This window comes from Cytobacillus sp. FSL K6-0265 (assembly GCF_038003465.1).
Taxonomy (GTDB): domain Bacteria; phylum Bacillota; class Bacilli; order Bacillales; family Cytobacillaceae; genus Cytobacillus; species Cytobacillus stercorigallinarum.
This window is the reverse complement of sequence record NZ_JBBOPE010000001.1, coordinates 3420390-3446712: the sequence shown is the minus strand read 5'-3', so window position 1 is coordinate 3446712 and position 26323 is coordinate 3420390. Positions and strand designations below refer to the sequence as shown.

General features: G+C 36.9%; 27 protein-coding genes and 1 other annotated feature. Of the genes, 17 read left to right on the top strand and 10 right to left on the bottom strand.

Annotation, left to right across the window (positions count from 1 at the left end; translation table 11 throughout):
* Positions 1-28 precede the first annotated feature (28 nt).
* Both MHH73_RS17315 and MHH73_RS17310 read left to right on the top strand, forming a co-directional pair.
* A complete protein-coding gene (locus tag MHH73_RS17315; RefSeq protein ID WP_341068336.1) occupies positions 29-832 on the top strand; it encodes an alpha/beta hydrolase in 804 nt (267 codons plus the stop codon).
* Positions 833-856: 24 nt separating this feature from the next.
* Positions 857-1942 (top strand): tetraprenyl-beta-curcumene synthase family protein, encoded by a 1086-nt coding sequence (locus MHH73_RS17310; RefSeq protein ID WP_341068334.1) that lies wholly within the window; start codon positions 857-859, stop codon positions 1940-1942.
* 279 nt (positions 1943-2221) lie between these two features.
* On the opposite strand, the gene MHH73_RS17305 is transcribed toward MHH73_RS17310, so the two are convergent.
* Together MHH73_RS17305 and MHH73_RS17300 are read right to left on the bottom strand one after the other, a co-directional pair.
* Positions 2222-2794, bottom strand: coding sequence for a class I SAM-dependent methyltransferase (locus MHH73_RS17305; protein ID WP_191809784.1), 573 nt, complete (start codon positions 2792-2794; stop codon positions 2222-2224).
* Complete coding sequence (locus tag MHH73_RS17300; RefSeq protein ID WP_191809786.1) at positions 2791-3759, bottom strand: TIGR01212 family radical SAM protein; 969 nt, start codon at positions 3757-3759, stop codon at positions 2791-2793. Before MHH73_RS17300 ends, MHH73_RS17305 begins: the two co-directional genes overlap by 4 nt.
* A 174-nt stretch (positions 3760-3933) precedes the next feature.
* On the opposite strand from MHH73_RS17300, the gene MHH73_RS17295 reads away from it, so the two are divergent.
* From MHH73_RS17295 to MHH73_RS17285, 3 genes are all read left to right on the top strand, one after another.
* A complete protein-coding gene (locus tag MHH73_RS17295) occupies positions 3934-4197 on the top strand; it encodes a YtzC family protein (RefSeq protein WP_191809788.1) in 264 nt (87 codons plus the stop codon).
* A gap of 14 nt (positions 4198-4211) precedes the next feature.
* A complete protein-coding gene (locus MHH73_RS17290) occupies positions 4212-4376 on the top strand; it encodes a glycogen biosynthesis protein GlgD (RefSeq protein ID WP_191809790.1) in 165 nt (54 codons plus the stop codon).
* 293 nt (positions 4377-4669) lie between these two features.
* Positions 4670-5854 (top strand): MDR family MFS transporter, encoded by a 1185-nt coding sequence (locus tag MHH73_RS17285; RefSeq protein ID WP_191809791.1) that lies wholly within the window; start codon positions 4670-4672, stop codon positions 5852-5854.
* Positions 5855-5902: 48 nt separating this feature from the next.
* Here the strand turns inward: MHH73_RS17285 and MHH73_RS17280 are convergent, their stop codons facing one another.
* Positions 5903-6256: a hypothetical protein gene (locus MHH73_RS17280; RefSeq protein WP_191809793.1), complete on the bottom strand. Its 354-nt coding sequence runs from the start codon at positions 6254-6256 to the stop codon at positions 5903-5905.
* A gap of 185 nt (positions 6257-6441) precedes the next feature.
* Positions 6442-6672 (top strand) — a binding site (T-box leader).
* 58 nt (positions 6673-6730) lie between these two features.
* Between MHH73_RS17280 and leuS the strand changes: the two genes are divergently transcribed.
* The 7 genes from leuS to MHH73_RS17245 all read left to right on the top strand — a co-directional run bounded on the left by leuS (position 6731) and on the right by MHH73_RS17245 (position 12814).
* Positions 6731-9145, top strand: a complete 2415-nt coding sequence (gene leuS / locus MHH73_RS17275; protein ID WP_341068328.1) for a leucine--tRNA ligase — start codon at positions 6731-6733, stop codon at positions 9143-9145.
* 126 nt (positions 9146-9271) lie between these two features.
* Positions 9272-9577 carry a rhodanese-like domain-containing protein gene (locus MHH73_RS17270; RefSeq protein ID WP_191809797.1) on the top strand — a complete coding sequence of 102 codons (306 nt, stop codon included), beginning with the start codon at positions 9272-9274 and terminating at the stop codon, positions 9575-9577.
* A 496-nt stretch (positions 9578-10073) separates the two neighbouring features.
* Positions 10074-10517 (top strand): hypothetical protein, encoded by a 444-nt coding sequence (locus MHH73_RS17265; protein WP_341068326.1) that lies wholly within the window; start codon positions 10074-10076, stop codon positions 10515-10517.
* Positions 10518-10603: 86 nt separating this feature from the next.
* On the top strand, positions 10604-11320 hold the full coding sequence (locus tag MHH73_RS17260) for an ABC transporter ATP-binding protein (protein WP_341068323.1): 717 nt from the start codon (positions 10604-10606) through the stop codon (positions 11318-11320).
* The gene (locus tag MHH73_RS17255; protein ID WP_225230348.1) at positions 11320-12054 is read left to right on the top strand and encodes an ABC transporter permease; all 735 of its coding nucleotides are present in this window, start codon (positions 11320-11322) and stop codon (positions 12052-12054) included. Before MHH73_RS17260 ends, MHH73_RS17255 begins: the two co-directional genes overlap by 1 nt.
* A 6-nt stretch (positions 12055-12060) precedes the next feature.
* Complete coding sequence (locus tag MHH73_RS17250) at positions 12061-12309, top strand: MerR family DNA-binding transcriptional regulator (RefSeq protein ID WP_341068320.1); 249 nt, start codon at positions 12061-12063, stop codon at positions 12307-12309.
* 322 nt (positions 12310-12631) lie between these two features.
* A complete protein-coding gene (locus tag MHH73_RS17245) occupies positions 12632-12814 on the top strand; it encodes a sporulation protein Cse60 (protein WP_095372184.1) in 183 nt (60 codons plus the stop codon).
* An 11-nt stretch (positions 12815-12825) separates the two neighbouring features.
* On the opposite strand, the gene MHH73_RS17240 is transcribed toward MHH73_RS17245, so the two are convergent.
* A complete protein-coding gene (locus MHH73_RS17240) occupies positions 12826-14106 on the bottom strand; it encodes a BaiN/RdsA family NAD(P)/FAD-dependent oxidoreductase (protein WP_341069814.1) in 1281 nt (426 codons plus the stop codon).
* 242 nt (positions 14107-14348) lie between these two features.
* Between MHH73_RS17240 and MHH73_RS17235 the strand changes: the two genes are divergently transcribed.
* Complete coding sequence (locus MHH73_RS17235; RefSeq protein WP_191809803.1) at positions 14349-15965, top strand: putative polysaccharide biosynthesis protein; 1617 nt, start codon at positions 14349-14351, stop codon at positions 15963-15965.
* A gap of 173 nt (positions 15966-16138) precedes the next feature.
* Here MHH73_RS17235 and MHH73_RS17230 read toward each other — a convergent pair whose 3' ends face one another.
* From MHH73_RS17230 to MHH73_RS17215, 4 genes are all read right to left on the bottom strand, one after another.
* Positions 16139-16417: a hypothetical protein gene (locus MHH73_RS17230; RefSeq protein ID WP_191809805.1), complete on the bottom strand. Its 279-nt coding sequence runs from the start codon at positions 16415-16417 to the stop codon at positions 16139-16141.
* An 80-nt stretch (positions 16418-16497) separates the two neighbouring features.
* Positions 16498-17793: a CitMHS family transporter gene (locus MHH73_RS17225; protein WP_191809807.1), complete on the bottom strand. Its 1296-nt coding sequence runs from the start codon at positions 17791-17793 to the stop codon at positions 16498-16500.
* Between the two features lie 47 nt (positions 17794-17840).
* Positions 17841-19040, bottom strand: coding sequence for a CaiB/BaiF CoA transferase family protein (locus MHH73_RS17220; protein ID WP_225230350.1), 1200 nt, complete (start codon positions 19038-19040; stop codon positions 17841-17843).
* A 27-nt stretch (positions 19041-19067) separates the two neighbouring features.
* Complete coding sequence (locus MHH73_RS17215; RefSeq protein WP_191809811.1) at positions 19068-19712, bottom strand: GntR family transcriptional regulator; 645 nt, start codon at positions 19710-19712, stop codon at positions 19068-19070.
* Positions 19713-19931: 219 nt separating this feature from the next.
* Between MHH73_RS17215 and MHH73_RS17210 the strand changes: the two genes are divergently transcribed.
* Positions 19932-21725, top strand: coding sequence for a cation:proton antiporter (locus MHH73_RS17210; protein ID WP_191809813.1), 1794 nt, complete (start codon positions 19932-19934; stop codon positions 21723-21725).
* A 379-nt stretch (positions 21726-22104) separates the two neighbouring features.
* Here the strand turns inward: MHH73_RS17210 and MHH73_RS17205 are convergent, their stop codons facing one another.
* Positions 22105-22308, bottom strand: coding sequence for a hypothetical protein (locus MHH73_RS17205; RefSeq protein WP_191809815.1), 204 nt, complete (start codon positions 22306-22308; stop codon positions 22105-22107).
* A 96-nt stretch (positions 22309-22404) separates the two neighbouring features.
* On the opposite strand from MHH73_RS17205, the gene MHH73_RS17200 reads away from it, so the two are divergent.
* Positions 22405-23133, top strand: a complete 729-nt coding sequence (locus MHH73_RS17200; protein ID WP_191809817.1) for a pseudouridine synthase — start codon at positions 22405-22407, stop codon at positions 23131-23133.
* A 72-nt stretch (positions 23134-23205) separates the two neighbouring features.
* Here the strand turns inward: MHH73_RS17200 and MHH73_RS17195 are convergent, their stop codons facing one another.
* Positions 23206-23427, bottom strand: coding sequence for a DeoR family transcriptional regulator (locus MHH73_RS17195; protein WP_095372193.1), 222 nt, complete (start codon positions 23425-23427; stop codon positions 23206-23208).
* A gap of 394 nt (positions 23428-23821) precedes the next feature.
* Here MHH73_RS17195 and MHH73_RS17190 point away from each other — a divergent pair, with 394 nt between their 5' ends.
* Both MHH73_RS17190 and opuFB read left to right on the top strand, forming a co-directional pair.
* Positions 23822-24775 (top strand): ABC transporter ATP-binding protein, encoded by a 954-nt coding sequence (locus tag MHH73_RS17190; protein WP_191809819.1) that lies wholly within the window; start codon positions 23822-23824, stop codon positions 24773-24775.
* Entirely contained in the window at positions 24772-26286 is a 1515-nt protein-coding gene (opuFB, locus tag MHH73_RS17185) for an osmoprotectant update ABC transporter permease/substrate-binding subunit OpuFB (RefSeq protein ID WP_191809822.1), read from the top strand. The genes MHH73_RS17190 and opuFB overlap by 4 nt, the downstream gene beginning before the upstream one ends.
* The last annotated feature ends 37 nt before the right edge of the window (positions 26287-26323 follow it).

Here is a 26323-nt window from a genome sequence, read left to right as displayed (position 1 = left end):
ACAGAATTGTTTTTAGGAGGATCAGACGATGTGGAAATGGGAAGCTGAGGGTGAGGCAAAAGGTGTGATTGTGATGGTTCATGGGGCAATGGAACATCACGGCAGGTATGGTTGGTTAATAGAAATGTGGAGAGTATCAGGATTTCACGTCATTATGGGTGACCTTCCGGGCCAAGGAATGACGACGAGATCAAGAAGAGGGCATATAGATTCTTTTCAAGAGTATCTTATTGAGGTAAAGGATTGGATACAAGCTGCTTACACCTTTGATTTACCTGTTTTTCTTTTAGGTCATAGCATGGGTGGTTTAATAACAATACGCTTGTTACAAGAAGAAAGATTAAAGCTAGCGGGCGTCATTCTTTCATCTCCATGTTTAGGACTTATGAAAAACCCACCAAAGCTACTCGAGCTTGCATCGTATCCTTTAAATAAAATTGCTCCTACATTAAGAGTCAATTCCGGATTAACTATTGATATGGCAACAAGGAATGCTGATGTAAGAGAAATGGATGTAAACGATACATTATATATTACCAAAGTGTCTATAAGGTGGTTTCGTGAACTACAGCAAACGATCAATCTCGCATTTGAAGATATAAAAAAGGTGCAAGATGTGCCTTTACTGGTTATGCAAGGTGGTGATGACAAAATTGTTAATAAGGTTCCCGTTAAACAATGGTTCAATAAAGCTCCGTTTACTGAGAAACGTTTTAAAGAATGGCCAAAATGCTATCATGAAATCTTTAATGAGCCAGAGAGGGAAGATGTATTTGATTATGCAAAGGATTTTGTAATGAGCAGTTTGCGTTCTATCGGGTATATTGTTTAGTAAAGCGTAAGGGGAGTCCATGTAATGAATGTACCAACAATGCCGATCAGCTTAATGACAAATGCATATAGAAAAGTGATGCCTGCTGTGAATGAAGAGTTAAATAAATGGCGCAAATTGGCGGAATCAATCCCCAATGAGGAATTAAAGTCGCAAGCTCTTTCTAGCATAAAAGATAAAACCTTTCATTGTGAGGGTGGGGCCATCATGTCACTTTTGGCCGTTGATGATTATCGTCAAGTCATAACGTTTATTGTTGCCTATCAAACCATTAGTGATTACTTAGATAATTTATGTGATAGAAGTACATCGATGGACCCTAAAGATTTTACGGCAATACATGAAGCGATGCGTCATTCATTGTTAATCGATGATCAGTTACCTAAGGTGAACTATTATCGTTATCGGGATGACCAAGAAGATGGTGGGTATCTATTAGCATTAGTGATGACTTGCCGTAAAGTTTTAGCTTCTATGGAAAATTATCCAATGATCAAACCTTACTTGACAGAGCTTTGTCGATATTATTGTGATTTACAAATACATAAACATGTGGCAATAGAACAAAGAGTTCCTCGCTTGCAAAATTGGTATAAAGAACATCAAGATATCATCCCATCTATGAGCTGGTATGAATTTTCTGCTTGTTCGGGTTCCACACTCGGTATTTTTTGTTTAGTTGCTTATGCAACGAGAAGGGACTATAAGGAAAGCTACGGTGAGATTATACGTAATGGGTATTTTCCATACATTCAAGGCTTACACATTTTATTAGACTATTACATTGATCAAGAGGAAGATAAGGAAGCAGGGGATTTAAACTTTTGCTTTTATTATGAAGATGAAAAAGAGTTATTTGAGCGCATGCGTTATTTTGTAAAGTGTGCAGATGAGCAGACGGATAAGCTTCCCCATAAACGATTTCACCTTTTAATTAACCGGGGGTTATTAGGGCTATACTTATCAGATGAAAAAGTTGGAAAAAGACAGCAAATGAAAAAACTAGCAAGAAAGATGATTAAATCTGGTGGATTTTCAAGCCTCTTTTTTTATATTAATGGTCGTGCCTATCGCGCATTAAAAAGCAGGAAGGCAGTTGTGAGTTCATGATTTGAAAGCTTAATGTCGGTCTTAAATCGATAAAATTTGCAGAATAAAATTCTCCCTACTGTCATTATCTTGGAACATTAGGTAATGAGGGGTTTCTGTCGCCATAGGTCTGCATCGAATCACACAAGGTAAAAGTATGCAAGTCTGACTCGCAAGCAAGCCATCAAGAAAAGACAGTGCAGACTTGAATAGCTTAGAATCGGTTCAGACGCTAAAATGTACATAAAATAAAAAAACAAGAACAAATTTGTTCTTGTCTGTACGTAATTGATCTTCGTCTTACCTTTTCTCAATCGCAACAATAAAAGGTGGACGGTTAGCTTGGTTAATGAATTGATACTGCAAAATATGAGCAGTATGTTGATCAATGGTTTTCAAGTAACGCAAAATATAGTCACGCTCAACAGCACCTTCTGGATGGCCATGATAAATCACCAAAATAATGATGCCTTCAGGTGCCATCATATCGATTAATTGTTCAATCGCGGAAATAGTTGTTCTCGGTCTTGTGACAATCGTTTTGTCTCCACCAGGTAAGTACCCGAGGTTAAAAATGGCGCCAGTGATACGACCGAAATGAATGGGTGGAATGCAAGCAGTTACATGCTCATGACCACGATTGAATAGAACTGTACGATTAGAAAGTTCGTGTTCATCAAGTTTAATTTGGGTAGACTGTATGGCCTCTTCTTGGATATCGAATCCATATACTCTGCCATGTTCGCCAACGAGTTGAGCTAAAAATAATGTGTCATGTCCATTTCCAAGTGTGGCATCAACGACGACATCTCCTGGTGCAATTGCTTTCTGTAGTAGTTCTCTCGCAAATGGTAAAATACGTTCTATCTTCAAGAGCTCACCTCCTCGGTAAATGATTGATGATATTTACCTTGCCAGCTATCTCTTCGCTTTAGTTCCTGATCAATGCCATTTAGGACATCCCATTTATTCACACTCCACATAGGACCTATCATAAGATCGATAGGCCCATCGCCAGTAATGCGATGAACAATCATCTCTTTTGGTAAAATTTCTAATTGGTCACAAACTAACTGAATGTAGTCATCACGGCTAAGGAATGAAACCATGCCCTTTTCATATTGCTTAACCATCGGCGTGCCTTTTAAAAGATGTAACAAGTGTATTTTAATTCCCTGTACATCTAATTTTGCCACCTCCTGTGCTGTTTCCATCATCATTTCAGGTGACTCTTCAGGTAAACCATTAATGATATGAGAACAGACACGTATATGATGTTGCCGAAGTTTCTTTACGCCTTCTTTATAGCAATCATAATCATGTGCACGATTAATTAGTTGGGCTGTTTTTTCATGAACGGTTTGTAGGCCTAATTCAACCCATAAGTATGTTCTTTTATTAAGGTCAGCTAAATAGTCTATGACATCATCTGGTAAACAATCAGGCCTTGTGGCAATAGATAAGCCAACAACTCCTTCTTGTTTTAAGACAAATTCATACTTTTCTTTAAGTACTTCAACAGGTGCATGGGTATTTGTGAATGCTTGGAAATAAGCGATGTATTTTCCATTTTTCCATTTCTTATGCATGCTATCCTTGATTTTAATAAATTGTACGTCTAATGGTTCTGCCCGATTACCGGCAAAATCACCTGAACCTGCTGCACTGCAAAATGTACAGCCACCATGAGCGACAGTACCATCACGATTAGGACAATCAAAGCCCCCATCCAAAGCTACTTTAAAGACCTTATGTCCGAAATGTTTTTTTAAATGAAAGTTCCATGTATGATAACGTTTTTGATCAATTGTATATGGAAATTGAGTGAGTAAATCCAAAGTTAGCCCTCCTAAAGTCACCACTGTGACAAATTCAATATTATCATGAAAGAAATCATCAACTCAATTACACATTGATAACATTTCAATTAGTAGAAATGGAACACTCGGTAAATACTATCTATGAGGCGCATTTGCTTCGTACACTTCATTAAAAAGAGGGGGAAGGCTTTTATGGCAACCCGTGAATCCGTACAACAATTAATGCAACAATGTGAAGAAGTAATACAATTTGCTAATATGCAGTTTAAAGATGGACAAATGCAAGAACATTATAACGACCAAGACTATGCTAAAGCGCTTGCTCATATTGAACAAGCCTACAATGATTTAATGACGATGTCTCATAGTGCTACAGATGCACAAAGGGAAGAGCTTCATCGAATGAGATTACAATTACAGCAATTACAAAATCAAATGATCATTACTCCCCATTAAGAGGTGAATAATAAATGGTTAGAAAAAAATCAAACCAAAACAATCCAGAGCAAAAAACAAGAAATGGTCTCAATAACCAAGAGGTTGAATTCGGTAGTGCGAATGTGATCCCACGGTCTAAAAAGAAGTATGAGGAAACAGGTGGGCAACCTGTGAAATCAAAATTTCATCCAGAATAAATCATATGTGTAAGTCAAATAATCCCGTACATCAAGCGAATTTCATGGAGTTTGCTTGTGTACGGTTTTTGAAAAAGTTAATAAAACGATTACTGTATATATCATACATAATGGCATCCATTTCTTCAGTTTATGCTTAATTTTAAGAGTATTTATTCATTTATATGTATAGATAAGGTAGATGTCTAAATCTGTCACAAAATTAGTATTGAATCCATCATCAAAAACGAATAGAATTTATTTTGGAATTCGAAATGGAATGAAATGAATAGAATGTGAAAGGGGTATGGATGATGCCTCGAGCTTTGTGGTTATTAGTTATTGGGATGGCTGTTAATGTAACAGGTTCCTCTTTTTTATGGCCTTTAAACACGATTTATATGCATGAAGAATTAGGAAAGTCTTTATCGATGGCCGGTATTGTTTTAATGATTAATTCAGCAGCAACAGTCATAGGCAATCTCGTTGGTGGTGTGCTGTTTGATAAATTAGGTGGCTATCGCTCGATTTTATTAGGCGTAGTCATTTCGTTAGCTTCACTCATTATTATGGTCTTTAAACACGGATGGCCGGAATACATTGTATTATTGACGATTTTAGGTTTTGGCTCAGGAATCGTGTTTCCTTCTATGTATGCATTGGCAGGAAGTGTATGGAAAGAGGGCGGGAGAAAAGCGTTTAATGCGATGTATGTAGCGACAAATCTAGGTGTCGCATTAGGTGCAGCAATGGCAGGGTATATCGCTTCATTTTCTTTCAATTATATTTTTATCGCTAATTGTCTAATGTATATTTTGTTCTTTTTGATAGCAGTCACTAGCTATCGAAAAATGGAAGTAAAACCTGTTAATCAACCAAATGAAATAAAAACAGAACAAAAATGGCGCGGCAATCCTAAATTAAACGCACTATTCATTCTGTTAATCGGTTATCTATTATGTTGTATTGGCTATGTGCAATGGCAATCGACTATCTCAGCATATACTCAACAAATTGGGATTTCTTTAAAACAATACAGTATGTTATGGACAATAAATGGCGCCATGATCGTGCTTGCGCAACCATTAATTAGTCTTTTAGTTAAAAGAATAAAATCATTAAAAGTACAAATTATTATTGGCATTTTTATTTTTGCTATCTCTTTTGCTGTTGTAGGAAATGCAGTTGCCTTTTCTGGTTTTGTCACCGCAATGATTATTTTAACCATTGGCGAAATGCTTGTATGGCCTGCGGTACCTACTATTGCAAATGACTTAGCACCAAAAGGTAAAGAAGGATTCTATCAAGGGATTGTTAATAGTGTCTCTACAGGAGGCAGAATGATCGGGCCGTTACTTGGAGGCGTACTTGTCGATGTATACGGTGTAAAGATGCTTTTCGGTATTCTAATGGCATTACTGCTCATCTCCGTATATACAACCATTGTTTATGATAAAAAGCTTAAAAAGAAAAAAGTTATGCCAGCTATATCTTCATAAAAAGAGAGCCCCGTAGATAAAAATTCTAGGGGCTCTTTACTCAACCATTCAGATAATATCTTGGTAATGATGTGATTGAACTTCATCTAGAAAAATGACTTTATGAAAGAAACTTTTCAAGATCAACCAACGAGCGGGATAAGCCTCGATAAAACTTTCAATGACTTTTTCAGAATAGAGTATCAGGCAATCTAACTTCGGTTTGGTTTGTTTTAAATCATAATATAAGGCATGTGGAATGGTGTAGTAATCATGTAATTGATAAGGATTTAATTTAATGGTTTTCATTTGGTTATTTTCAATGAACGTCTGGATGGATTGCTTCTGAACTTCAAGGCTTTCATCTAAAGTTTTATAATCATTCATAATCCACTTTTCATTAATAAAAGCGATACCTTTCATAATATGAAATCACCTTTCCTTATTTTTTACTATAGTTATGGGCAAAATAAGGAAGAGAAATACATGGATAAAAAAATTGTCACGATTTCGCTTTTCTTGAATAGCTTATACTTATCTATAGTAACTTGTGAAAGCCTACTTGCATCAACCATTGAAATTGATTACAATGTCAATATGAATATTTTATAACTGCAATGATGAGGAATAGTAATGCTAGGAAGCCTGATATTAGAGAGCTAGCGGTTGGTGTAAGCTAGTCAGGTCCTTTCATGAACTCGCCTACTGAGCAGCAAGTGTGAAAATAACAGTAATACTTGCCGTACTCCGCGTTAAGGATGAATGAAGTGAACAGTTAACTGTAAACTGTTAATGTGGGTGGTACCGCGGGAGATATACATAATCCTCTCGTCCCTTTTTGAGGGATGAGGGGTTTTTTTATACTTAAAAACGTAGCATTTTTTAGGAGGAAAGAAGATGAGCTTTAATCATCAGCAAATTGAAGGTAAGTGGCAGTACTACTGGGAAGAACAAAAAACATTTAAAACAGGTGAAGAAAAAGGGAAGAGAAAGTTCTATGCGTTAGATATGTTCCCTTATCCGTCTGGTGTAGGTTTACACGTGGGACACCCTGAAGGATATACAGCAACAGATATACTTGCACGTATGAAAAGAATGCAAGGGTATAATGTCCTTCATCCAATGGGGTGGGATGCATTTGGTTTACCTGCTGAACAATATGCCCTTGATACAGGGAATGACCCAGCTGAATTTACCGAGAAAAACATTAACACATTCCGCCGTCAAATTAAATCATTAGGATTTTCTTATGACTGGGATCGTGAAATTAATACAACAGACCCGGAATATTATAAATGGACACAATGGATTTTCCTAAAGCTTTATGAAAAAGGTCTTGCTTATATCGATGAAGTAGCAGTGAACTGGTGTCCTGCACTTGGAACTGTGCTTGCTAATGAAGAGGTAATTGATGGGAAAAGTGAACGTGGTGATCATCCGGTAGAAAGAAGACCAATGCGCCAATGGATGCTAAAAATAACTGCATATGCTGACCGTTTACTAGAGGATCTTGATTTACTTGATTGGCCAGAAAGTTTGAAGGATATGCAGCGCAACTGGATTGGCCGTTCTGAAGGTGCTGAAGTGACTTTCCATATCGAAGGTGACAAAGGTACGTTTGAAGTGTTTACGACACGTCCAGATACATTATTTGGTGCCACATATGCTGTTCTTGCACCAGAACATAAACTAGTTGATGTGATTACAACAGAAGAGCAACGTCATGCAGTTAATGCTTATATTGAAAAAGTTAAAACAAAGAGTGATTTAGAAAGAACAGATTTAGCGAAAGAAAAAACAGGTGTATTCACAGGCGCTTATGCAATTAACCCTGCTAACGGTGAAAAAATGCCGATCTGGATTGCTGATTATGTGCTTGCTTCATATGGTACAGGTGCGATTATGGCTGTTCCAGCTCATGACGAGCGTGATTATGATTTCGCCAAAGAATTTAACTTGCCTATTAAAGAAGTCGTAGCTGGTGGAGATATATCTAAAGAAGCCTATGCTGGTGAAGGCGAACATATTAATTCTGATTTCTTAAATGGCTTAGGTAAAGAAGAAGCGATTACAAAAATGATCGCTTGGCTAGAAGAGAAAGAGATTGGGACGAAAAAAGTGACATATCGCTTACGTGATTGGTTATTTAGTCGTCAAAGATATTGGGGTGAACCCATTCCTGTTATCCATTGGGAAGATGGTACAATGACGGGAGTTCCTTACGAAGAGTTACCTTTAATTTTGCCAACAACAACGGAGATTAAGCCATCTGGTACAGGTGAATCACCGTTAGCTAATATTGAAGAGTGGGTAAATGTTACCGACCCTGTAACAGGTAAAAAAGGTCGCCGTGAAACGAACACAATGCCACAATGGGCAGGTAGCTGCTGGTACTATTTACGTTATATTGATCCGAAAAACAGTGAAGCATTAGCTGATGCGGAAAAATTAAAAGAATGGTTACCAGTTGATATTTATATTGGTGGAGCTGAACATGCTGTTCTTCATTTATTATATGCTCGTTTCTGGCATAAAGTATTATACGATATCGGTGTAGTGGATACGAAAGAACCATTCCAAAAATTATTTAACCAAGGCATGATTCTTGGAGAAAATAATGAAAAAATGAGTAAGTCAAAAGGGAATGTTGTTAATCCTGATGCGGTTGTAGAAAGTCATGGAGCAGATACACTTCGTCTATATGAAATGTTTATGGGTCCACTTGATGCCTCAATTGCTTGGTCTACAAATGGATTAGATGGCTCTAGGCGCTTTTTGGACCGAATTTGGCGTTTGCTTGCTGAAGAAGATCATAGCTTAAGTAGCAAAGTGCAGGATGTAGAAGTATCTCAACTAGAAAAAGTGTATCATCAGACAGTGAAAAAAGTAACAGAGGACTTTGAAGGATTACGCTTCAATACCGCTATTTCGCAAATGATGGTTTTCGTCAATGAAGCCTACAAAGCCGATATTCTTCCAAAGGCTTATGCAGAAGGGTTTGTAAAAATGTTGGCCCCAATTGCTCCACATATTGCAGAAGAACTATGGGAAATCCTTGGTCACACAGGAACCATTTCTTATGAAGCTTGGCCAGCATACGATGAAGCGAAAATGACAGATGATGAAGTAGAGATCGTTATCCAAATCAACGGTAAAGTGAAGGCGAAATTAATGGTACCTGTTGATGCACAAAAGGATGTTCTAGAGCAAATTGCCATGGATGATGATAAAATCAAAGAACAAATTGATGGCAAAACAGTCAGAAAAGTAATTGCTGTTCCTGGGAAGCTAGTAAATATTGTCGCTAATTAAGTTTCTTTCGGAAAAAGAGGTAGCTTATGAAAAGAGCTACCCTTTTCCCTATGCGAATGTAATATTCGCATTTCGATAAACACTTCTTTAAAATAGAGATAACGATAATGGAAAGGGTGGTAGTGGATGACTGGTATGAAAGAAATCACAACAGAAGAATTACAGAAAAAGTTAGAAGCAGGAGAACAACTTGAACTTGTAGATGTAAGGGAAGATGACGAAGTAGCTCAAGGCATCATTCCTGGTGCAAAGCATATTAGGATGGGGACAATTCCTGAAAACCTTGATAAGTTTGATAAAGACAAAGAATATATTATGATTTGCCGTTCAGGGAATCGTAGTGGACAAGTTTGTCGCTTTATGCAAGAACAAGGCTATCAAGTGACAAATATGGTCGGCGGTATGCTTGAGTGGGAAGGCGAAACAAAATAATTGGTACGTATGAAGAAGGCCTCTTTTTTAGGAGGTCTTCTTTTTTGTCGTATAAAAGCTATCGCATTTAATTCAGGAAAGGAAGATGGAATTCTAGAATACGAGGAGAACCCATTGCTGAGATTGTAGCAAAAGGAGAATGCAATTAGGTGTAAGTGCTATGGTAAAGGTATATTTGATGAAGAATCGCGGGGTGTGTACCTAATTTCGGTTTGCTTAGTCAGATTAGGTTCGTAACTTAAATGTTACCCACACAAAGTGCTGGATTGATCAGAGCTGCGATAGTCATTTAACTCACTGCTGAGAGAGGAAAAAATTTCTTTTCCTTCACCAAGAGGCGAAAGAGCGATGATTGCTACCTTGCTTTCGCTTGTCCCACCATAAATTGCATATTTACACCACCTGTTAACAATTCACTCTATTATAGGTATAATATTATAAAAATTCAATTTATTTACTTCGAACGATTGTTTAAATAGATACGAAAGGAGAAAGAATGAGTAAAAAAATCATCTCTTTTTTATCGGTAATTGTTCTATTATTTTTGTCCATAGGTGTATATCAATTTTATCTTTCTGAGAAAAAGCTAGGTTTAAATGAGGTCGTACAAGTATCGGAGGAAAACCTATATTCTATCATTATAGCGACTAGTGGAACAACAGAAACTGTTTCTTTAAATAAAGACGATCATGATAAACAACTGAAAGAAATACGCTCACTTCTGGCAGATATTGAATTAAAAAGATCTCACCGCACAGCATCTAAAGAACTGTATAGAATTGGGTTTATAACGAAGACAGCTGAAAATGAGAGAAGTATTAGCGTATATGAAGAAGCCATCGCAATACACTACAAAAATAAAAAACCTACTTATTATAGAGTCCTAGATAAAGAACCGCTCACGCAAATCATCGGTATACTATTATCAGAAAATAAATAAAAAAATTTTCAAAGCCTCCAATAAGACACCACCCTACATTTCTTTTGCTATGATGTGAATCTATTCTTAGAAAAGGGAGTGAGTTGATGGTACTGAAGGTAAAGGAATTGTCCGTTAGTTATGGGGAGAAAACGGTGGTTGATAAGATTAGTTTCTCCATTCAAAAAGGAGAGGTACTGGGAATACTAGGAGAAAACGGTGCAGGAAAGACATCGTTGATAGAAGCTGTGCTAGGAATTAGGCCTGCTGTTTATCAGGAAGTCTCTATATTAGGACAATCTCCTATTCATAATAGAAAGCAAGTTTTTGAGAAAGTGGGTGTGCAATTTCAAGAATCTCACTTTCCAGACAAAATGACCGTTGCTGAAAGCTGTCAGCAATGGAGTGTGTTATATAAGCACACTGAGCCATATCAATCTTTATTGACCAAATTTGGCTTACAAGATAAAGAGAATTCATTAGTTAAATCATTGTCAGGCGGTGAAAAACAAAGACTAGCTGTGTTATTGGCATTGTTACCCAACCCGGAATTGGTCTTTCTAGACGAATTAACTACGGGCTTAGATACGAAAGCAAGAAAAAAATTGTGGCAAACGTTAATTGATTATAAGCGTGAAGGATTATCTATTGTCCTTACCTCTCACTATATGGATGAAGTAGAAGCACTTTGCGACCGCATTATGATTTTAAAGAAAGGACATATCATATGTGAAGGAACGATAGCAGAAGTGATCACTTATTCAGGGCAAGCTTCACTGGAGGATGCCTATTTAGCTTTAACAGATGAAGAGGGGGAAAGATAATGACATTTTATACTTTAACAAAAATAGAAGCGAAACTCGTTTGGAGAGGTCTAGATATCCTGATCTTCGGTATCATTTTTCCAATCATTGTTGCCTTTTTATTTGGTTATATTATGAATAATGAACTGTTTACCCAAGGAAATACAATGTTCCTGCAATCTTATCCAGCAGTTGTCACAATTAGTATATTAGCTACAGGTGTAATGGGACTACCACTTACCATTGCTGATTACCGTCATCGCCATATTTTAAAAAGATTTCAGGTGACCCCTGCTTCGCCTTTAACTTTGCTTTGTGCACAGGCATTCGTTCAATTTATTGCTTCAATATTGTCCTTCCTAGGTGTGACAGCGGTTTATCTTTTTGTTTTCAATTATGAAATGGCTGGCTCCTTTGGTTTGTTTCTTTGCAGTTATTTGTTTGTTTTAATTGCAATGTATAGCATTGGTATACTCATCGGAAGTGTAGTTCCCGATCAAAAAGCAGCGAATTTATGGGGGTCGTTAGCCTATTTCGGAATGCTTCTATTTTCAGGTGCAACCATACCTTTTGAAATTTTTCCGGAAATTTTACAGAATGTCTTTGCGTTCCTGCCTTTATCACAAGGTATTCAGTTGCTTAAGGAAGTAAGCTTAGGCGGAGTTCTAAGCGACATGATTTATCCAATTGTAGCAATGACGGCATGTGTATTAATTAGTAGCTTCCTTTCAATTAAATATTTTAGATGGAAGTAGTGGGATATGTTGGTTTATTTAACTAAAGAAATCGCTGATAGTATGGGCGTTCATCCTAATACAGTGAGAGTTTACGAGGAGTGGGGATATCTTTCTCCTGCTCCTCGTGCTGTTAATGGATATAGACAATATGATGAAATACACCTCTTCCAATTGAAAATAGCGAGGTTAGCTTTTCGATGTGAAATTATTCAAGGAAATATCCGTAACAGTGAAAGAGAGGTTGTGCGCAAAGTGGTCAGAAACAATTTCTGAAAGCATATGAACAGGCTGAAAAACATTCACTACGTGTAAGCAAGGCATATGAAAGAGCGTTAGAAGCAGCTGAGATTGCAGAGGGATGGTTATATTCAACTAAAAAAACCAAAGTAAAGGATTGTCAAGACATCAAGTAGCATTCGAATGAGTGATTGATTTACTGATATCTCCCATCACCCACAAGAAAGATAGGCAAATGGTGGTTAAAAGAATACGTTTAAGCCTCCTCATTTCATCACCTTATACTCGTGTATATATTACGAATTTTCTGTTAATAATAAATAAAAATACTCATTCCCATGGAGGGGGTTTTCATCAAATGATCAAGGTAAAGTTATTTGACCAAGAACATGAAAAAGATCTAGAGGTTGCGATGAACCGTTTTTTAGAAAAGGTTGAAGAACAAAAGCTTGTTGATATTAAATATAATATTGCTGCGATGCAAGAAGAAGATGAGGAGCAAATTTATTGTTTTTCGGCGATGGTTATATATAGAGCGTAACTACTTTAAAATCAAGTAGTTACGCTTTTCCTTAGAGCAGCATTACTCCCTGCTAGACGTCCTGTGACAAGAGCGGAGGTAATGTTGTAGCCGCCTGTATAGCCATGGATATCAAGGATTTCTCCGCAAAAAAATAATCCATCCATTTTTTTCGATGCCATTGTTTGTGGTTCAATTTCTTTGACAGAAACGCCCCCACCTGTTACAAAGGCCTTTTCTAATGGTAATGTACCATCTATTTCAATGCGGAAATCGTGTAGTCGATTAACGAATAAACGAAGCAGTTCATTTGTGATACTTGCTGCCTGTGTGGTTGGGTCAATGCCTACTTCTTCTAAGTGGAAGAGAAGATACCTTTCAGGAACGATCCCTTTTAGCAAGTTTTTAATACTCTTTTTCGGTTCATTTTTTTTAAGTGTTACGATCTCTTGGAAAGTCTTCTCAGCATTTTGCTCGGGTAGGGCATTAATGCGTACGTTTACTTTGTTTAGTTTCCACTTCTTCATCGCTTTAACGACGAATTGACTGCATCTTAAAATCGCAGGTCCGCTTAGCCCGAAATGGGTGAAAATCATGTCCATTCGATGTGTAATTAATGGCTTATCTTTAGGGTTCAATACACTTACATCCACATCGCGCAAAGAGAGTCCTTGTAGCGCTTTGTTCTTTATAAATGATTCGCTAGATGTTAACGGAACTTCAGTCGGGAATAAATCTGTAATCGTATGTCCAGCTTTCTCTGCCCAACCGTAGCCATCTCCTGTAGATCCTGTATGGGGTACAGATTTGCCTCCCACTGCTAGCACAACAGCTTTTCCGTGAAACTGTTCACCGGAATGTAATTGGACTGTATGGCTTCTCTCTGGTTGGAATTGAATATCAGCAACAGGACTATTTGTTTTTATTGTTACTTTCAATTCGTCTAGCCTTGTAAGTAGCGCATCAACAACAGATTGTGCTTTATTACTTACAGGGAACATCCTACCGTGGTCTTCCTCTTTTAAGGCGATACCAAGCTTCTCAAAAAAACGGATAATATCTTCATTACTAAAAATGGAGAAGGCGCTATGAAGAAAGCGTCCGTTACCAGGAATATGTTTAATGATTTCATCGATTGGGAGCCGATTAGTCACGTTACAACGGCCACCACCTGAAATCGCCAGTTTTCTACCTAATTTATTGCCTTTATCAATAAGTAATACTTTTGCTTTATTCTCTGCAGCACCAATGGCAGCCATTAGACCAGATGGCCCACCGCCAATGACAATGACATCATATTGTGTTTGTTTCATTTTCTTCACCAACTTTTTCTCTTTCAATGAAAATAGCATACCTTTGCTATTATAAAGCAAAAGATACAACATCTAAACATCTTCTTAAAAAATCATTAAGAATGAAAAGAGTCGTCTGAGATAAAAATATGTCTATTATTGTCGTAACATATGGTAGAATGAGAAGTTGTATAGTTTAATTTTGTGAATGATAGAAAACACCACGCTTTTGGTAGCGCTTGGACAATAGAGGATGGGATTATATGTCGTCTAAGCTTTTACGAGGAACATTTATTTTAACTCTTGGTACATTCATATCTAAGTTTCTTGGATTATTTTATGTGATTCCATTTTATCAAATCGTTGGAAACGAAGGAACAATCCTTTATAACTATTCTTATGTACCATACACAATCTTTATTAGTGTGGCGACTGCGGGTGTACCGCTTGCCGTCTCAAAGTTTATTTCAAAGTATAACGCATTAGAAGAATATGCAGTCGGAAGGAAGCTGTTTAAGTCCGGTTTAATTATTATGCTTTGTAGTGGGTTTGCATGCTTCTTAATCATGTATATGGGAGCGCCTACGCTAGCGAAGATTTTTGTGGACCCAGAAGATGTAGCAATGCTACAAGACATTGTCTCCGTTATTCGAGCGGTCAGCTTTGCCTTAATCATTATCCCGTTTATGAGCTTAATTCGCGGATTCTTCCAAGGTCATCAATCAATGGGACCTTCAGCCGTATCTCAGGTCGTTGAACAAATTGTACGAATTGCCTTTCTACTTGCAGGGGCATTTGTCGTTATTTATGTAATGGATGGCGATCTTGTTACAGCAGTCAGTGTCGCTACTTTTGCAGCCTTTATAGGTGGTATCGGTAGTTTAGCTGTTTTGTTTATTTATTGGTACAAAAGAAAGCCTTATTTAGATCAATTATTGGTTAAAGATAAAGGTACAATGGATATTTCTCTTACAGACATGTATAAGGAAATCATTCTTTACTCTATTCCCTTTGTACTTGTCGCATTGGTTAATCCGTTATTCCAAATGATTGATTTATCTACGTTTAATAAAGCAATGCAATCGATTGGCTACACTGGTTCAGAAGCAGGCGCAGCACTTTCGGTACTTAACTATCAAACCCATAAATTAGTGATGATTCCTGTTACTTTAGCAACTGCATTTTCATTAACACTCGTACCGACTATTACAAATTCTTTTATAAAAAATGATCGTATAACGATGAACCGTCAATTAAATCAAACATTTCAAGTGATTTTATTTTTAATTTTGCCAGCGGTTGTCGGCCTTGCTTTATTAGCTGAACCAGTATACACATTGTTTTATGAGCATAGTGAGTTAGGCACTGATGTACTGCGGGCTTATGCACCAGTGGCGATGTTATTTGCCCTTTATGCAGTGACAGCTGCGATTCTACAAGGGATCAATGAGCAGCGCTTTACGATCCTTAGTTTATTAGTAGGGATTTTAGTAAAGCTTGCATTAAATATACCCCTAATTAAGTGGTTAGAAACAGAGGGAGCAGTTCTAGCAACTGCACTTGGTTATGCTGTGGCTATTTTAATCAACTTGATTGTCATTAAAATATTCTCAGGCTACCAATTTAGATTTGTATTTCGACGCAGTTTATTAATTATTATTCTTACATTGGTTATGACTGTTATTACGTGGGTCCTTTATCAAATATTAATGATTTTCTTAAATCCAGCTTCTGGATGGCATGCAATTATCATTGTGTTTGTTTGTGGAGGAGTAGGTGCAAGTGTATACTTCTATCTTGCAAATAAGATTCGTCTATTACCACTATTATTTGGAGATAGAATCGATCGGATTTTAATTAAACTGAAGTTGAAGAAATAGTATCTAGTCTTTAGGCGCCCAGCTTATCTATGCTGGGTGCCATTTTTTTTACTGTATCGTCTTAATGAAATGTTGTCCTACAAGGAAACTAGTAATGGCCAGGGAAATATTTGTTGCAGCTCTCAAGAGAGTCCAATAAATATATCCCTAGCCATTTTTTTTGATCGCTTATGTTAACAGATGGTTACTTCACTTGTAATGATTTCCCCGCTTTGGTGGTTCATATGTTCAACGCCACTTTCACAGTTCTCTGGATTCTCCCATTTGATTATATATTTATTGCCTTTCTGTTCAATTGAAACGATAGTTACCTTCCCAATTGTTCTTGTATTTTTTTCAATAACGATGGACTTGGCTTGTTGTTCGGAAATTTTAGGTTCTGGTGCTGTCGAACAGCTACTTAAAAAGAGTAGGAACAGAAATAGCAGTAGATAAGATGTTTTTTTTATCAAGTGGATTCCCCTTTTTATGAGTAGACGGAATGATGAGCTGGAAGTTTCATTGGGGGTGGTATAAACTTAAAAATTCGTTGCTAAAAGGAAATGGCACCCGTAAGTATCGAAATAATGGTCATCACAATCGTTGTTCCAAACGCCCACTTAAATAGGAACTTCTGATGCTCGCCAAAATCTACACCAGATAGCCCGATGAGAATAAAGGTCGCAGGAACTAAAGGAGACAAAGGGAAGCCTGTTGTTGAATGGCCTAATAAAGCTGCTCTACCTATTTCCACTGGGTCAATGCCAAAGTTTGCTGCTGTTTCACTTATAATTGGTAAAATACCAAAGTAGTAAGCATCAGGTGGGAAAACAAATACTAACGGTAAACTAGTTATCGCAACGAAGACAGGGAGGTAAGGGCCAAGGCCTTCAGGTATGATAGAAACAATGGAAACAGCCATCGCGTCCATCATTTGCGTTCCATTTAGGACACCTAAAAATATCCCTGCAGCAAAGATTAATGTACTGATTAATACAAAGTTATTTGCATGACTTAAAATTTGCTCTTGTTGCGCTTTTGGATCCCGGAAATTGACAAAAAGTGCGATAGAAAAAGCAATTGCAAATAAAATTTGTAGTGGCAATACGTCCATAATAAGCATGATCATTAATACGATTGTTAAAAGTAAATTAAACCAGAATAATGTGGGTGATGTTTTTTTCTGTTCTATTGTACTCGATTGTTCTGTGAAACTCTCAGTGTATATTTGAATCACACCGATTCTTTCTCTTTCCTTCTTACCTAGGATATAAGCAGAGAAAAATGTCCAGAGTAGTCCACCGATCATTGCTGGGATAAGAGGGATAAACAAATCACTTATTTCAACATTTAAACTAGCAGTGGCTCTGACTAAAGGGCCTCCCCAAGGTATCATATTCATTACTCCTGCAGCTAAGGCAACTACACATGATAAAATAAGGCGGTTCATTCCTAATTTCTTATAAAGAGGTAGCATCGCTGATATGGTAATCATAAAAGTTGATGAACCATCCCCGTCTAAACCAACAATCATTGTAATAAGAGCTGTAGCCATCACTATTTTTAATGGGTCCCCTTTGACATACATTAAAATACGTGAAATCATCGGGTCAAATAGCCCTACATCAATCATTAAACCAAAATACAGGATCGCAAAAACAATCATGATCGCTGTAGGGGTTACTTGGATAATCCCATCCATCATCAGTTGTCCCATTTCATTGCTGAATCCACCGATAATGGCAAAAGCTACTGCAACAAAGACAAAAGCAACAACAGGTGAAAGTTTTTTAGTTAGTACTAAAAGAAGAAAAGATATCATCATGCAGAAGCCTAATAGAGATAGCAAGTTTACATTCACTCCTTTTTATTAATTAGCTGTTATGTTTTTTTCTTTTATATAATCCCTTTTTCTCTTAACTTTGCAATTTGCTCTTTTGTAAGGGATAATTCTGACATTAAAACATCTTCTGTATGTGACCCTAAGTTTGGACCTGCCCATTTAATTTCACCTGGTGTTTTACTCAATTTTGGTACGATTCCTGGCATTTTCAAAGTTCCGATTCCTTCAATAGGTACTTCTTGTATCATATTTCTTTCTTGATAATGTGGATCATTTACAATATCTTCAATTGAATAAATCGATCCTGCTGGTACACCTGCCTCATCTAAGAGCTCTTTGACTACAAGTAGTGGGTGCTGACTTGTCCAATCTTCAATCAGCTGATCTAAATACTTTGCATGTTTAGATCGACCGATATTATTTTCAAAACGAGAATCTTTTGCAAGCTCTTCTCTGCCAATGGTTTTCATTAACCGTTTGAAAATTGTATCTCCATTCGCACCAATGACGATATATTTACCATCAGAACAAAGGTATGTATTTGAAGGAGTGATACCTGGTAATGTGCTACCCGTACGTTCTCTGATTACACCATTTCTTCCGTATTCAGGGAGGATGCTTTCCATTAAACTAAACACCGATTCATAAAGGGCAACATCAATGACTTGTCCTTCTTTCGAATGATTTACGTCACGGTGATAAATTGCCATTAATGCACCAATTACTGCATATAGAGCAGATAGAGAATCACCTATACTTATGCCTACCCTCACTGGCGGGAGGTCGGGATAGCCTGTTAAAAAGCGGAGCCCACCCATTGCTTCTCCAATTGATCCAAACCCTGGCTTATCTTTGTAAGGTCCATCTTGTCCGTATCCAGACACTCGTACCATTACCAACCGTGGATTAATTTTCTTTAATTCCTCATATCCAATACCCCATTTCTCTAGGGTACCTGGACGAAAGTTCTCAATTAAAATATCAATTTCCTTCACTAATGCTCGGAGAACTTTTTGACCTTCTTCTTTTTTTAAATCCAGTGTGATGGATTTCTTATTTCTAGATTGCACATACCACCAAAGACTAGTTGCATCTTCTATTACTCTCCAAGTTCTTAGTGGGTCTCCTTTTGCAGGCGGTTCAACTTTAATGACATCTGCACCGAATTCAGCTAATAATTTCGATGCGAAGGGTCCAGCGATTAACTGTCCCAGTTCAAGAACTTTTAAACCAGATAACGCTTTATTGGACATTTTCTTCACCTCTATTAATCAATAAAATTACTGATAGATTGCTTGTAAAGAGAGTAAATCTTGTTCGATATGCTTGTACATTTCCTTCGCTGCTTTTAAGCTATCTCGTTCTTTAAGTGCGGATAGAATTTGAGCGTGTTCTTCGATACAACTCTCGTCTCGTATGCCGATTTTAATCCCACTATTTCGGAAATAGGTTACTTTGTCACGAATGGTATTAGTTAATGAAACTAAATGATCATTTCCAGATGAGCTTAAGATGATTTCATGAAACTGTATACTAAGTCTTACGACATCCTCTTTCGCCTGCGATAACCATGCTTGTTTCGTTTTATCAATAATGCTTTCTAATAATTCTAAGTCGGAATTTTCAATGTTTTTAGCAGACAGCTTTGCTGCGAACGACTCCAATTGCTGTCTAATTTGATAAATTTGAATCATATCTGTTAGGGAGGGACTAAATACTTTAAGGGTGTTTCCGTTTTGTACAACTAATTCTTCTTGGATGAGCATTTTTAAAGCTTCACGTACTGGCCCTCGGCTAACGTTAAATTCTTCAGCGATTTTTACTTCTATTAATCTTTCCCCTCCAGGATAATATCCGTCTAATAATCTCTTTTTTAAATGCTGATATACTTGTACCGTCAATGTTTCTCTCATAATGGAAATCAAGCAAACCACTCCTTTCAACAAAAAATGTAAGCGTATTCAATATGTACTTATCATAAAAATTTTAATGTATACTGTCAACAGTAAATTTTCAGTATATTTTATATATTCAAACTAAAACATTCTCCCTACTTTTTATTGATAATGTGAAAATGAATTGGTAATTACTAAAAAGGAAGAGAAGTGAATCCTTCGCGTATTTCGTTGAAAGAAGTGAATAGAATGGAGTCATTTGGATTATTAGGAATTATTCTCGTTATTGCTTTAGGGGTCTTTTCGCAGTGGTTATCATGGAAGATTCAATGGCCTTCAATTGTGATTATGTCGATTGCTGGATTAATAATCGGTCCAGTATTTGGGCTAATGAATCCTGAACAAGATTTAGGCAGTCTTTATAGCCCTATTATTTCGTTAGCTGTAGCTGTCATATTATTTGAAGGTAGTACAACGCTTGATATTCGTGAAGTTCGTAGTATTTCTAAATCCGTTTTTCGGGTAGTTACAGTTGGGGCGTTTCTTGCTTGGATTCTTGGATCTTTGGCAGCTCACTATATCGCAGGCTTGAGCTTAGAGGTGGCTTTTATCATCGGTGGCTTATTTATCGTTACAGGGCCAACTGTTATAATCCCTCTATTAAGGCAGTCCAAACTTAAACCTCGAGTAGGTGCTTTGTTAAAATGGGAAGGTATTATTGTTGACCCAGCAGGGCCGCTACTCGCCTTATTTGCTTATGAGGTTATTAAAGTATTAGTAAGTGATACATTAGGCATGATGGAGCTCGGAAAATTCCTACTAGCTTCATTATTAGCGATTGTGATTGGTTACATATTTGCAAAGATTTTGAGCTGGATGGCTAACGGAGGGATGTTTCCAGAATACTTGAAATCCCCTATTACACTATCACTTGTGTTCATTTGTTTCGGCATAAGTGAACTTATTATGCATGAAACAGGGATGCTTGCTGTGACAGTGATGGGACTTGTATTAGCTAGAGAGAAGAAAAAAGTATCTGCCCTAGGGAATATAAGTCACTTCATTGAAAATGTCTCTGTTATCTTAACATCTACAATATTCATTTTATTAACAGCTTCCTTAACAAGAGAGACGATTGCAGAAGTCTTTAGTATCCAAATAATTGGCTTTGTAATCGTGATGTTATTTGTTGTTCGTCCACTATCGATTTGGATATCAACAATAGGGACAGAACTAACCAATCGAGAGAAAACATTAATTGGATGGATTGCTCCAAGAGGAATCGTGGCATTAACAGTATCTGGTTATTTCGCAACGACATTAATGGATGATGGTTATCAAGAAGCAGGATTACTTACAACATTAACTTTTGCTCTCGTTTTTATAACGGTTTGTGCTCATGGTTTTACATTAGCGCCGCTGGCAAAAAAATTGAACTTAGCATCTGAAACAGAGCCTGGTGTACTAATCGTTGGAGCAAGTAGTTTTTCCATTGCTTTAGCATACAAGCTAAAAGAGTTGGGAAATCCCGTACTGATTAGTGACACATCAAGTGGCAAGTTAAAGCTCATCCGAAAAAAGGGGATTGAAACTTACTCGGGACAAATACTAGATGAGCATAGTCAATTCGAAATCGATTTAACACCTTACGAATTCATCCTGGTAATGTCTGATGATCCTAATTATAATGCATTGGTTACGCAGTCATTTCTTCCGGAATTCGGCTATAATAAAACGTTTACCATAGCGACTGAGCGAATGGATGAAGAAAAGGATGAAAGGTTTCCAACGACTGTGAAAGCGCATATCCTTTTTGACGAAGAGCATGTGTTCACAGAGTTAAATAAGAAAATTAATACAACCTATTCGATAGAAAGTAAACAAGCAAACGACAGTTATGAAAAATTAGAACAAGCACAAGTGGATGGGTATCCTTTATGTGTTCGTAAAAAAGATGGATCGATCGCTTTTAAGACCTTAAAGGACTCACCTTCTGTTGATAAAGAAGATATGATTATTTATTTGGAAGAAGTGAAGAAGTAAACATAAGATTACATGATTGAATCATGCAGTCTTGTTTTTCATTTTCTATTGTTTATTAATCACTTATTAAAGGACTTACATAGAATATTTAATATAACTGAATGAAGAGGTGTGGAAAATGTTGGTTAATAGAAAAAAACACTCGTCTCATCACTATGGGCAACAGAAATTAGGTTCCCTTTGTCATTTAAATGAAAACAGACAGAATCAATGGAGATTACAAAGAAATAGTGGAGGGTCCTCTAACAAATAGCAATGTATGTGTAAGTTACATTATGTTAGGTAGATGATATACTAGGGTTAACTATGACTGACATAATGAGAATATGCGGATATGTAGAAAGAGGAAAAAAATTCCTCTTTAAGCTTTCCCTATTCTTCAATAAGGGCGTGGAGACGGTGATGGATGATTAATACCAATGCGCCGTTCCACTCTTTCTAATCTTCTTTCTAAACGATCAAATTGTTGCTCTAAGCGCTGTACTTGATTTTCTAAACGTTCAATTCTACGGTTGGTACTGTTATTGCTTGGTGGGAAGCCTGGAATAGGGAAAAATGTTGGTTGTTGACGATAGTAATACATGTTTCATGCACTCCTTTATCAATAATCTATGATGTTAGTCTATGTTGATATGGGCAATATGTGCGTAGGAACGATGATATAAAAGGAGTAAGTAAGATGCGAATAGATAAAATGTTAGCAAACTTAGGTTATGGAAGTAGAAAAGAAGTGAAGCAATTATTAAAGCAAGGAGCAGTAAAGGTTAACGGTTCGCAGATTAAAGATGCTAAACAACATATTGATCCAAAACAGGACGAAGTGGATATTCATGGTGAGATCATTGAGTATAAAGAATACATATATTTAATGATGAATAAGCCTGACGGGGTAATTTCTGCCACGGAAGATACGATGCATCAAACCGTCATTGATTTATTAGAGATGGAAGATATCGTTTATTCCCCATTTCCTGTAGGTAGACTGGATAAAGATACAGAGGGCCTATTGCTAATAACGAATGATGGTAAGCTTAGTCATCAGTTATTGTCGCCAAAAAAACATGTGCCAAAAACATATTATGCCATTATTAATGATAGAGTAACAGAGGCTGATATTCATACCTTTTCAAAAGGTGTGAAGCTTGATGATGGTTATGAAACGAAGCCAGCAAAACTAGAAATATTAAAAAGTGGGGCAAACTCTGAAATTCATTTAACGATTACAGAAGGGAAATTTCATCAAGTCAAACGCATGTTTGAGGCAGTAGATAAAAAGGTAATTTATTTAAAAAGGCTTACAATGGGTCCGCTTCAACTTGATGATTCTCTTGCGTTAGGAGAATATCGAGAATTAACGGATGAAGAATTAGAAGAATTATTATCTTATGATCCAAGTAACGAAATGTAAGGACTAGTTATACCTTTGTAACAAGAAAGAAGCCCGAATTTAAGAGCTTCTTTCTTTTCGCTTGTCATTTTCTTATGATGACATCTTCACTTTCTTTTGTGTAATCGTCCATTTTCCTCGGCTTGGACTTTTCACCAAGTCATTATAAGCTAAAACATTTAAATCTCGCTGTATCGTACGAGGAGTGATACCGAATTCCTCTACAAGCTCCTGAGTTGTTACAGTTCCGTTTTTCCGAATAAACATATAAACGGATTTGATACGGTTTAACATCCGGTTAGTCGAAGGTTTCAAAAAACCACTCCCTATCCAATTTATAAACCCATGGCAAGTGCCTGCAACCGACAGTTTCAGTCAAGAAACATGTCCTTTCAGTTATATGTAGTCTTCTTTTTCCCGAGACAACTCCTTTTTTGGTTTAACAGAAGAAATAATCAAGATGTCATACTATTTATTTAATATTGTAAACCTATTTTCAGACAATTTCTAGTCACTTGCATGATTTTACATTATTTTTCTCTTTTTCCTTCTAAATATACAAAAGCATCCTCCATTCTTTTTAACATCATATATATGGCTAAAGGAGCCTGTTTTATGTTCTGAATATTAAAAAAATAATTTATTGGTTTACAGAATGAAATGTTAGGGAAGTTAGTATAGATTGAAATGATTGAGTTGGAGGAAACTTATGATAACATTTGCTGGTGTGTCTAAGGCTTTTGGAGAAAAAGAAGTCGTCAATTCTTTGGATTTTTCCATAGAAAAAGGAGAACTATTTGTGTTAATAGGTCCAAGCGGCTGTGGTAAAACAACTACACTAAAGATGATTAACCGTTTAGAAGAAACGAGCGGTGGATCAATTACAATAAATGAAAGGAATATTCGTGATTATGCTCTTCATGATTTACGTTATGACATCGGCTATGTGCTGCAACAGATCGCTCTCTTTCCACATATGACAGTAGAAGAGAATATAGCCATTGTACCTGAATTAAAAAGATGGGATAAAAGTAAAATTCATCAACGTGTGACAGAATTATTGGAGCTAGTGGGATTAGAACCAGGTACGTATCGGAATAGAAAACCTGCTGAGCTATCTGGGGGTCAACAACAAAGAGTGGGTGTCGCGCGTGCATTAGCTGCCAATCCTGAAGTGATATTAATGGATGAACCATTTAGTGCGCTTGATCCGATTACGAGAGTGAAGTTACAAGATGATTTACTGTTAATGAAGAGAAATATAAATAAAACAATTGTTTTTGTGACACATGATATGACAGAAGCGCTAAAGCTAGGTGATCGTATCGCTGTGATGAATGAAGGAGGAGTGGTGCAAATTGGTACACCCGAAGAACTGAGGAATCAACCTGAAAGTCAATTTGTTGAAGAATTCATTAGTTCAACTGATCAAACTGTTGATCCATTTGACATTAAACATGTGATGATTCCTTTTGATACGGGCGATGGATCAATTTCTGAAACAGTAACGACAAATATAAGTAAAGAGCAAGTGCTAAACCAACTGGTCACACATGAAAAAATTGCGGTCCAAGAAAATGGTGCTCTCGTTGGGATGATTACAAGGGAGAGTGTGATTCAATTTTTAGCCACTCAAGCGAAAGATGTGGGTGGGAGAGTATGAATGAATTTTTTAACGTTTTATCAGAGAGACAAGATCAATTGTTCAGTGCATTAATTGAGCATATGCAAATTTCGTTTATTAGTCTATTATTTGCGGTAATTATTGCAATTCCATTAGGGGTTATCTTAACGAGAAATGAAAAAGTTGCAGAACCAATTCTTGGCGTTACGGCAGTTATTCAAACAATCCCTTCATTAGCTTTACTTGGCTTACTCATTCCCTTATTAGGAATTGGTAAAATTCCAGCTATTATTGCTTTGGTTGCTTATGCTCTTTTACCAATTTTAAGAAATACATATACAGGAATTAAAGAAGTTGATCCAGCCTTAAAAGAGGCGGCTAGTGCGATGGGAATGAAATCTACACAACGGTTGATGAAAGTTGAACTCCCTCTAGCTATACCTGTCATTATGGCTGGAATCCGTACCGGTATGGTTCTAATTATAGGAACGGCAACTCTAGCAGCACTTATAGGTGCCGGGGGCCTAGGAGAGATTATTTTACTAGGGATTGACCGCAATGACTCTACATTGATTGTGATTGGCGCTATTCCAGCGGCTCTTTTAGCTATTTTATTTGATTTTATTTTAAGAAGGTTTCAGAGATTATCATTTAAGAAAGTAATGGTGGGTGTCAGTATTGGCGCTATAATGGCCTTATTTATAGCGGTTTTTCCTTATATCTTTCAACAAGAGAAAGATTTGAAGATTGCCGGAAAACTTGGGTCAGAACCTGAGATCCTTATCAATATGTATAAATTATTGATTGAAGAAGAAACAGACTTAACGGTTGAGCTTCAGCCAGGACTGGGTAAGACTTCTTTTGTTTTTAAAGCGTTAACTTCCGGTAGTATTGATATTTATCCTGAGTTCACTGGTACAGTGATTGCTGAGTTTTTAAAGGAAGAAGCAGTGAGCACAGACCAAACAGCGGTCTATGAACAAGCAAAAGAAGGAATTCAAGAGGAATTCGATTTAGCTCTATTAGAACCAATGGATTATAATAATACCTATGCATTAGCTGTTCTTAATGACTTTGCCGAAGAACATGAACTTCAAACAATATCCGACTTAAAAGCAATTGACCGCATGATGAAACCAGGATTTACACTCGAATTCTCTGATCGTGAAGATGGTTACCTCGGCATTCAGGAGTTATATGGCCTAAGTTTTTCTGAAGTGGTGACAATGGAGCCTAAATTAAGGTATACCGCTTTGGAAAATGGTGAAATCAATCTTGTTGATGCCTACTCAACTGATTCTGAGTTAGAAGAGTATGGACTAACCGTTCTAGAAGATGATCAATCACTTTTTCCTCCTTATCAAGGTGCACCGTTATTGAGACAAGAAACAATTGAAAAATATCCAGAAATTGTTGATCCTCTCAATCAATTGGCAGGAAGGATAACGGACGATGAGATGCGAAAAATGAATTATGCAGTGAATGTTGATGGGGAAAGTGCCAAAGAAGTAGCAGAAAAATATTTAAAAGAGAAAGGTCTTATCCAGTAGTAAACAAGAAAGATAAGAAAGTCCGAACAATGGAATG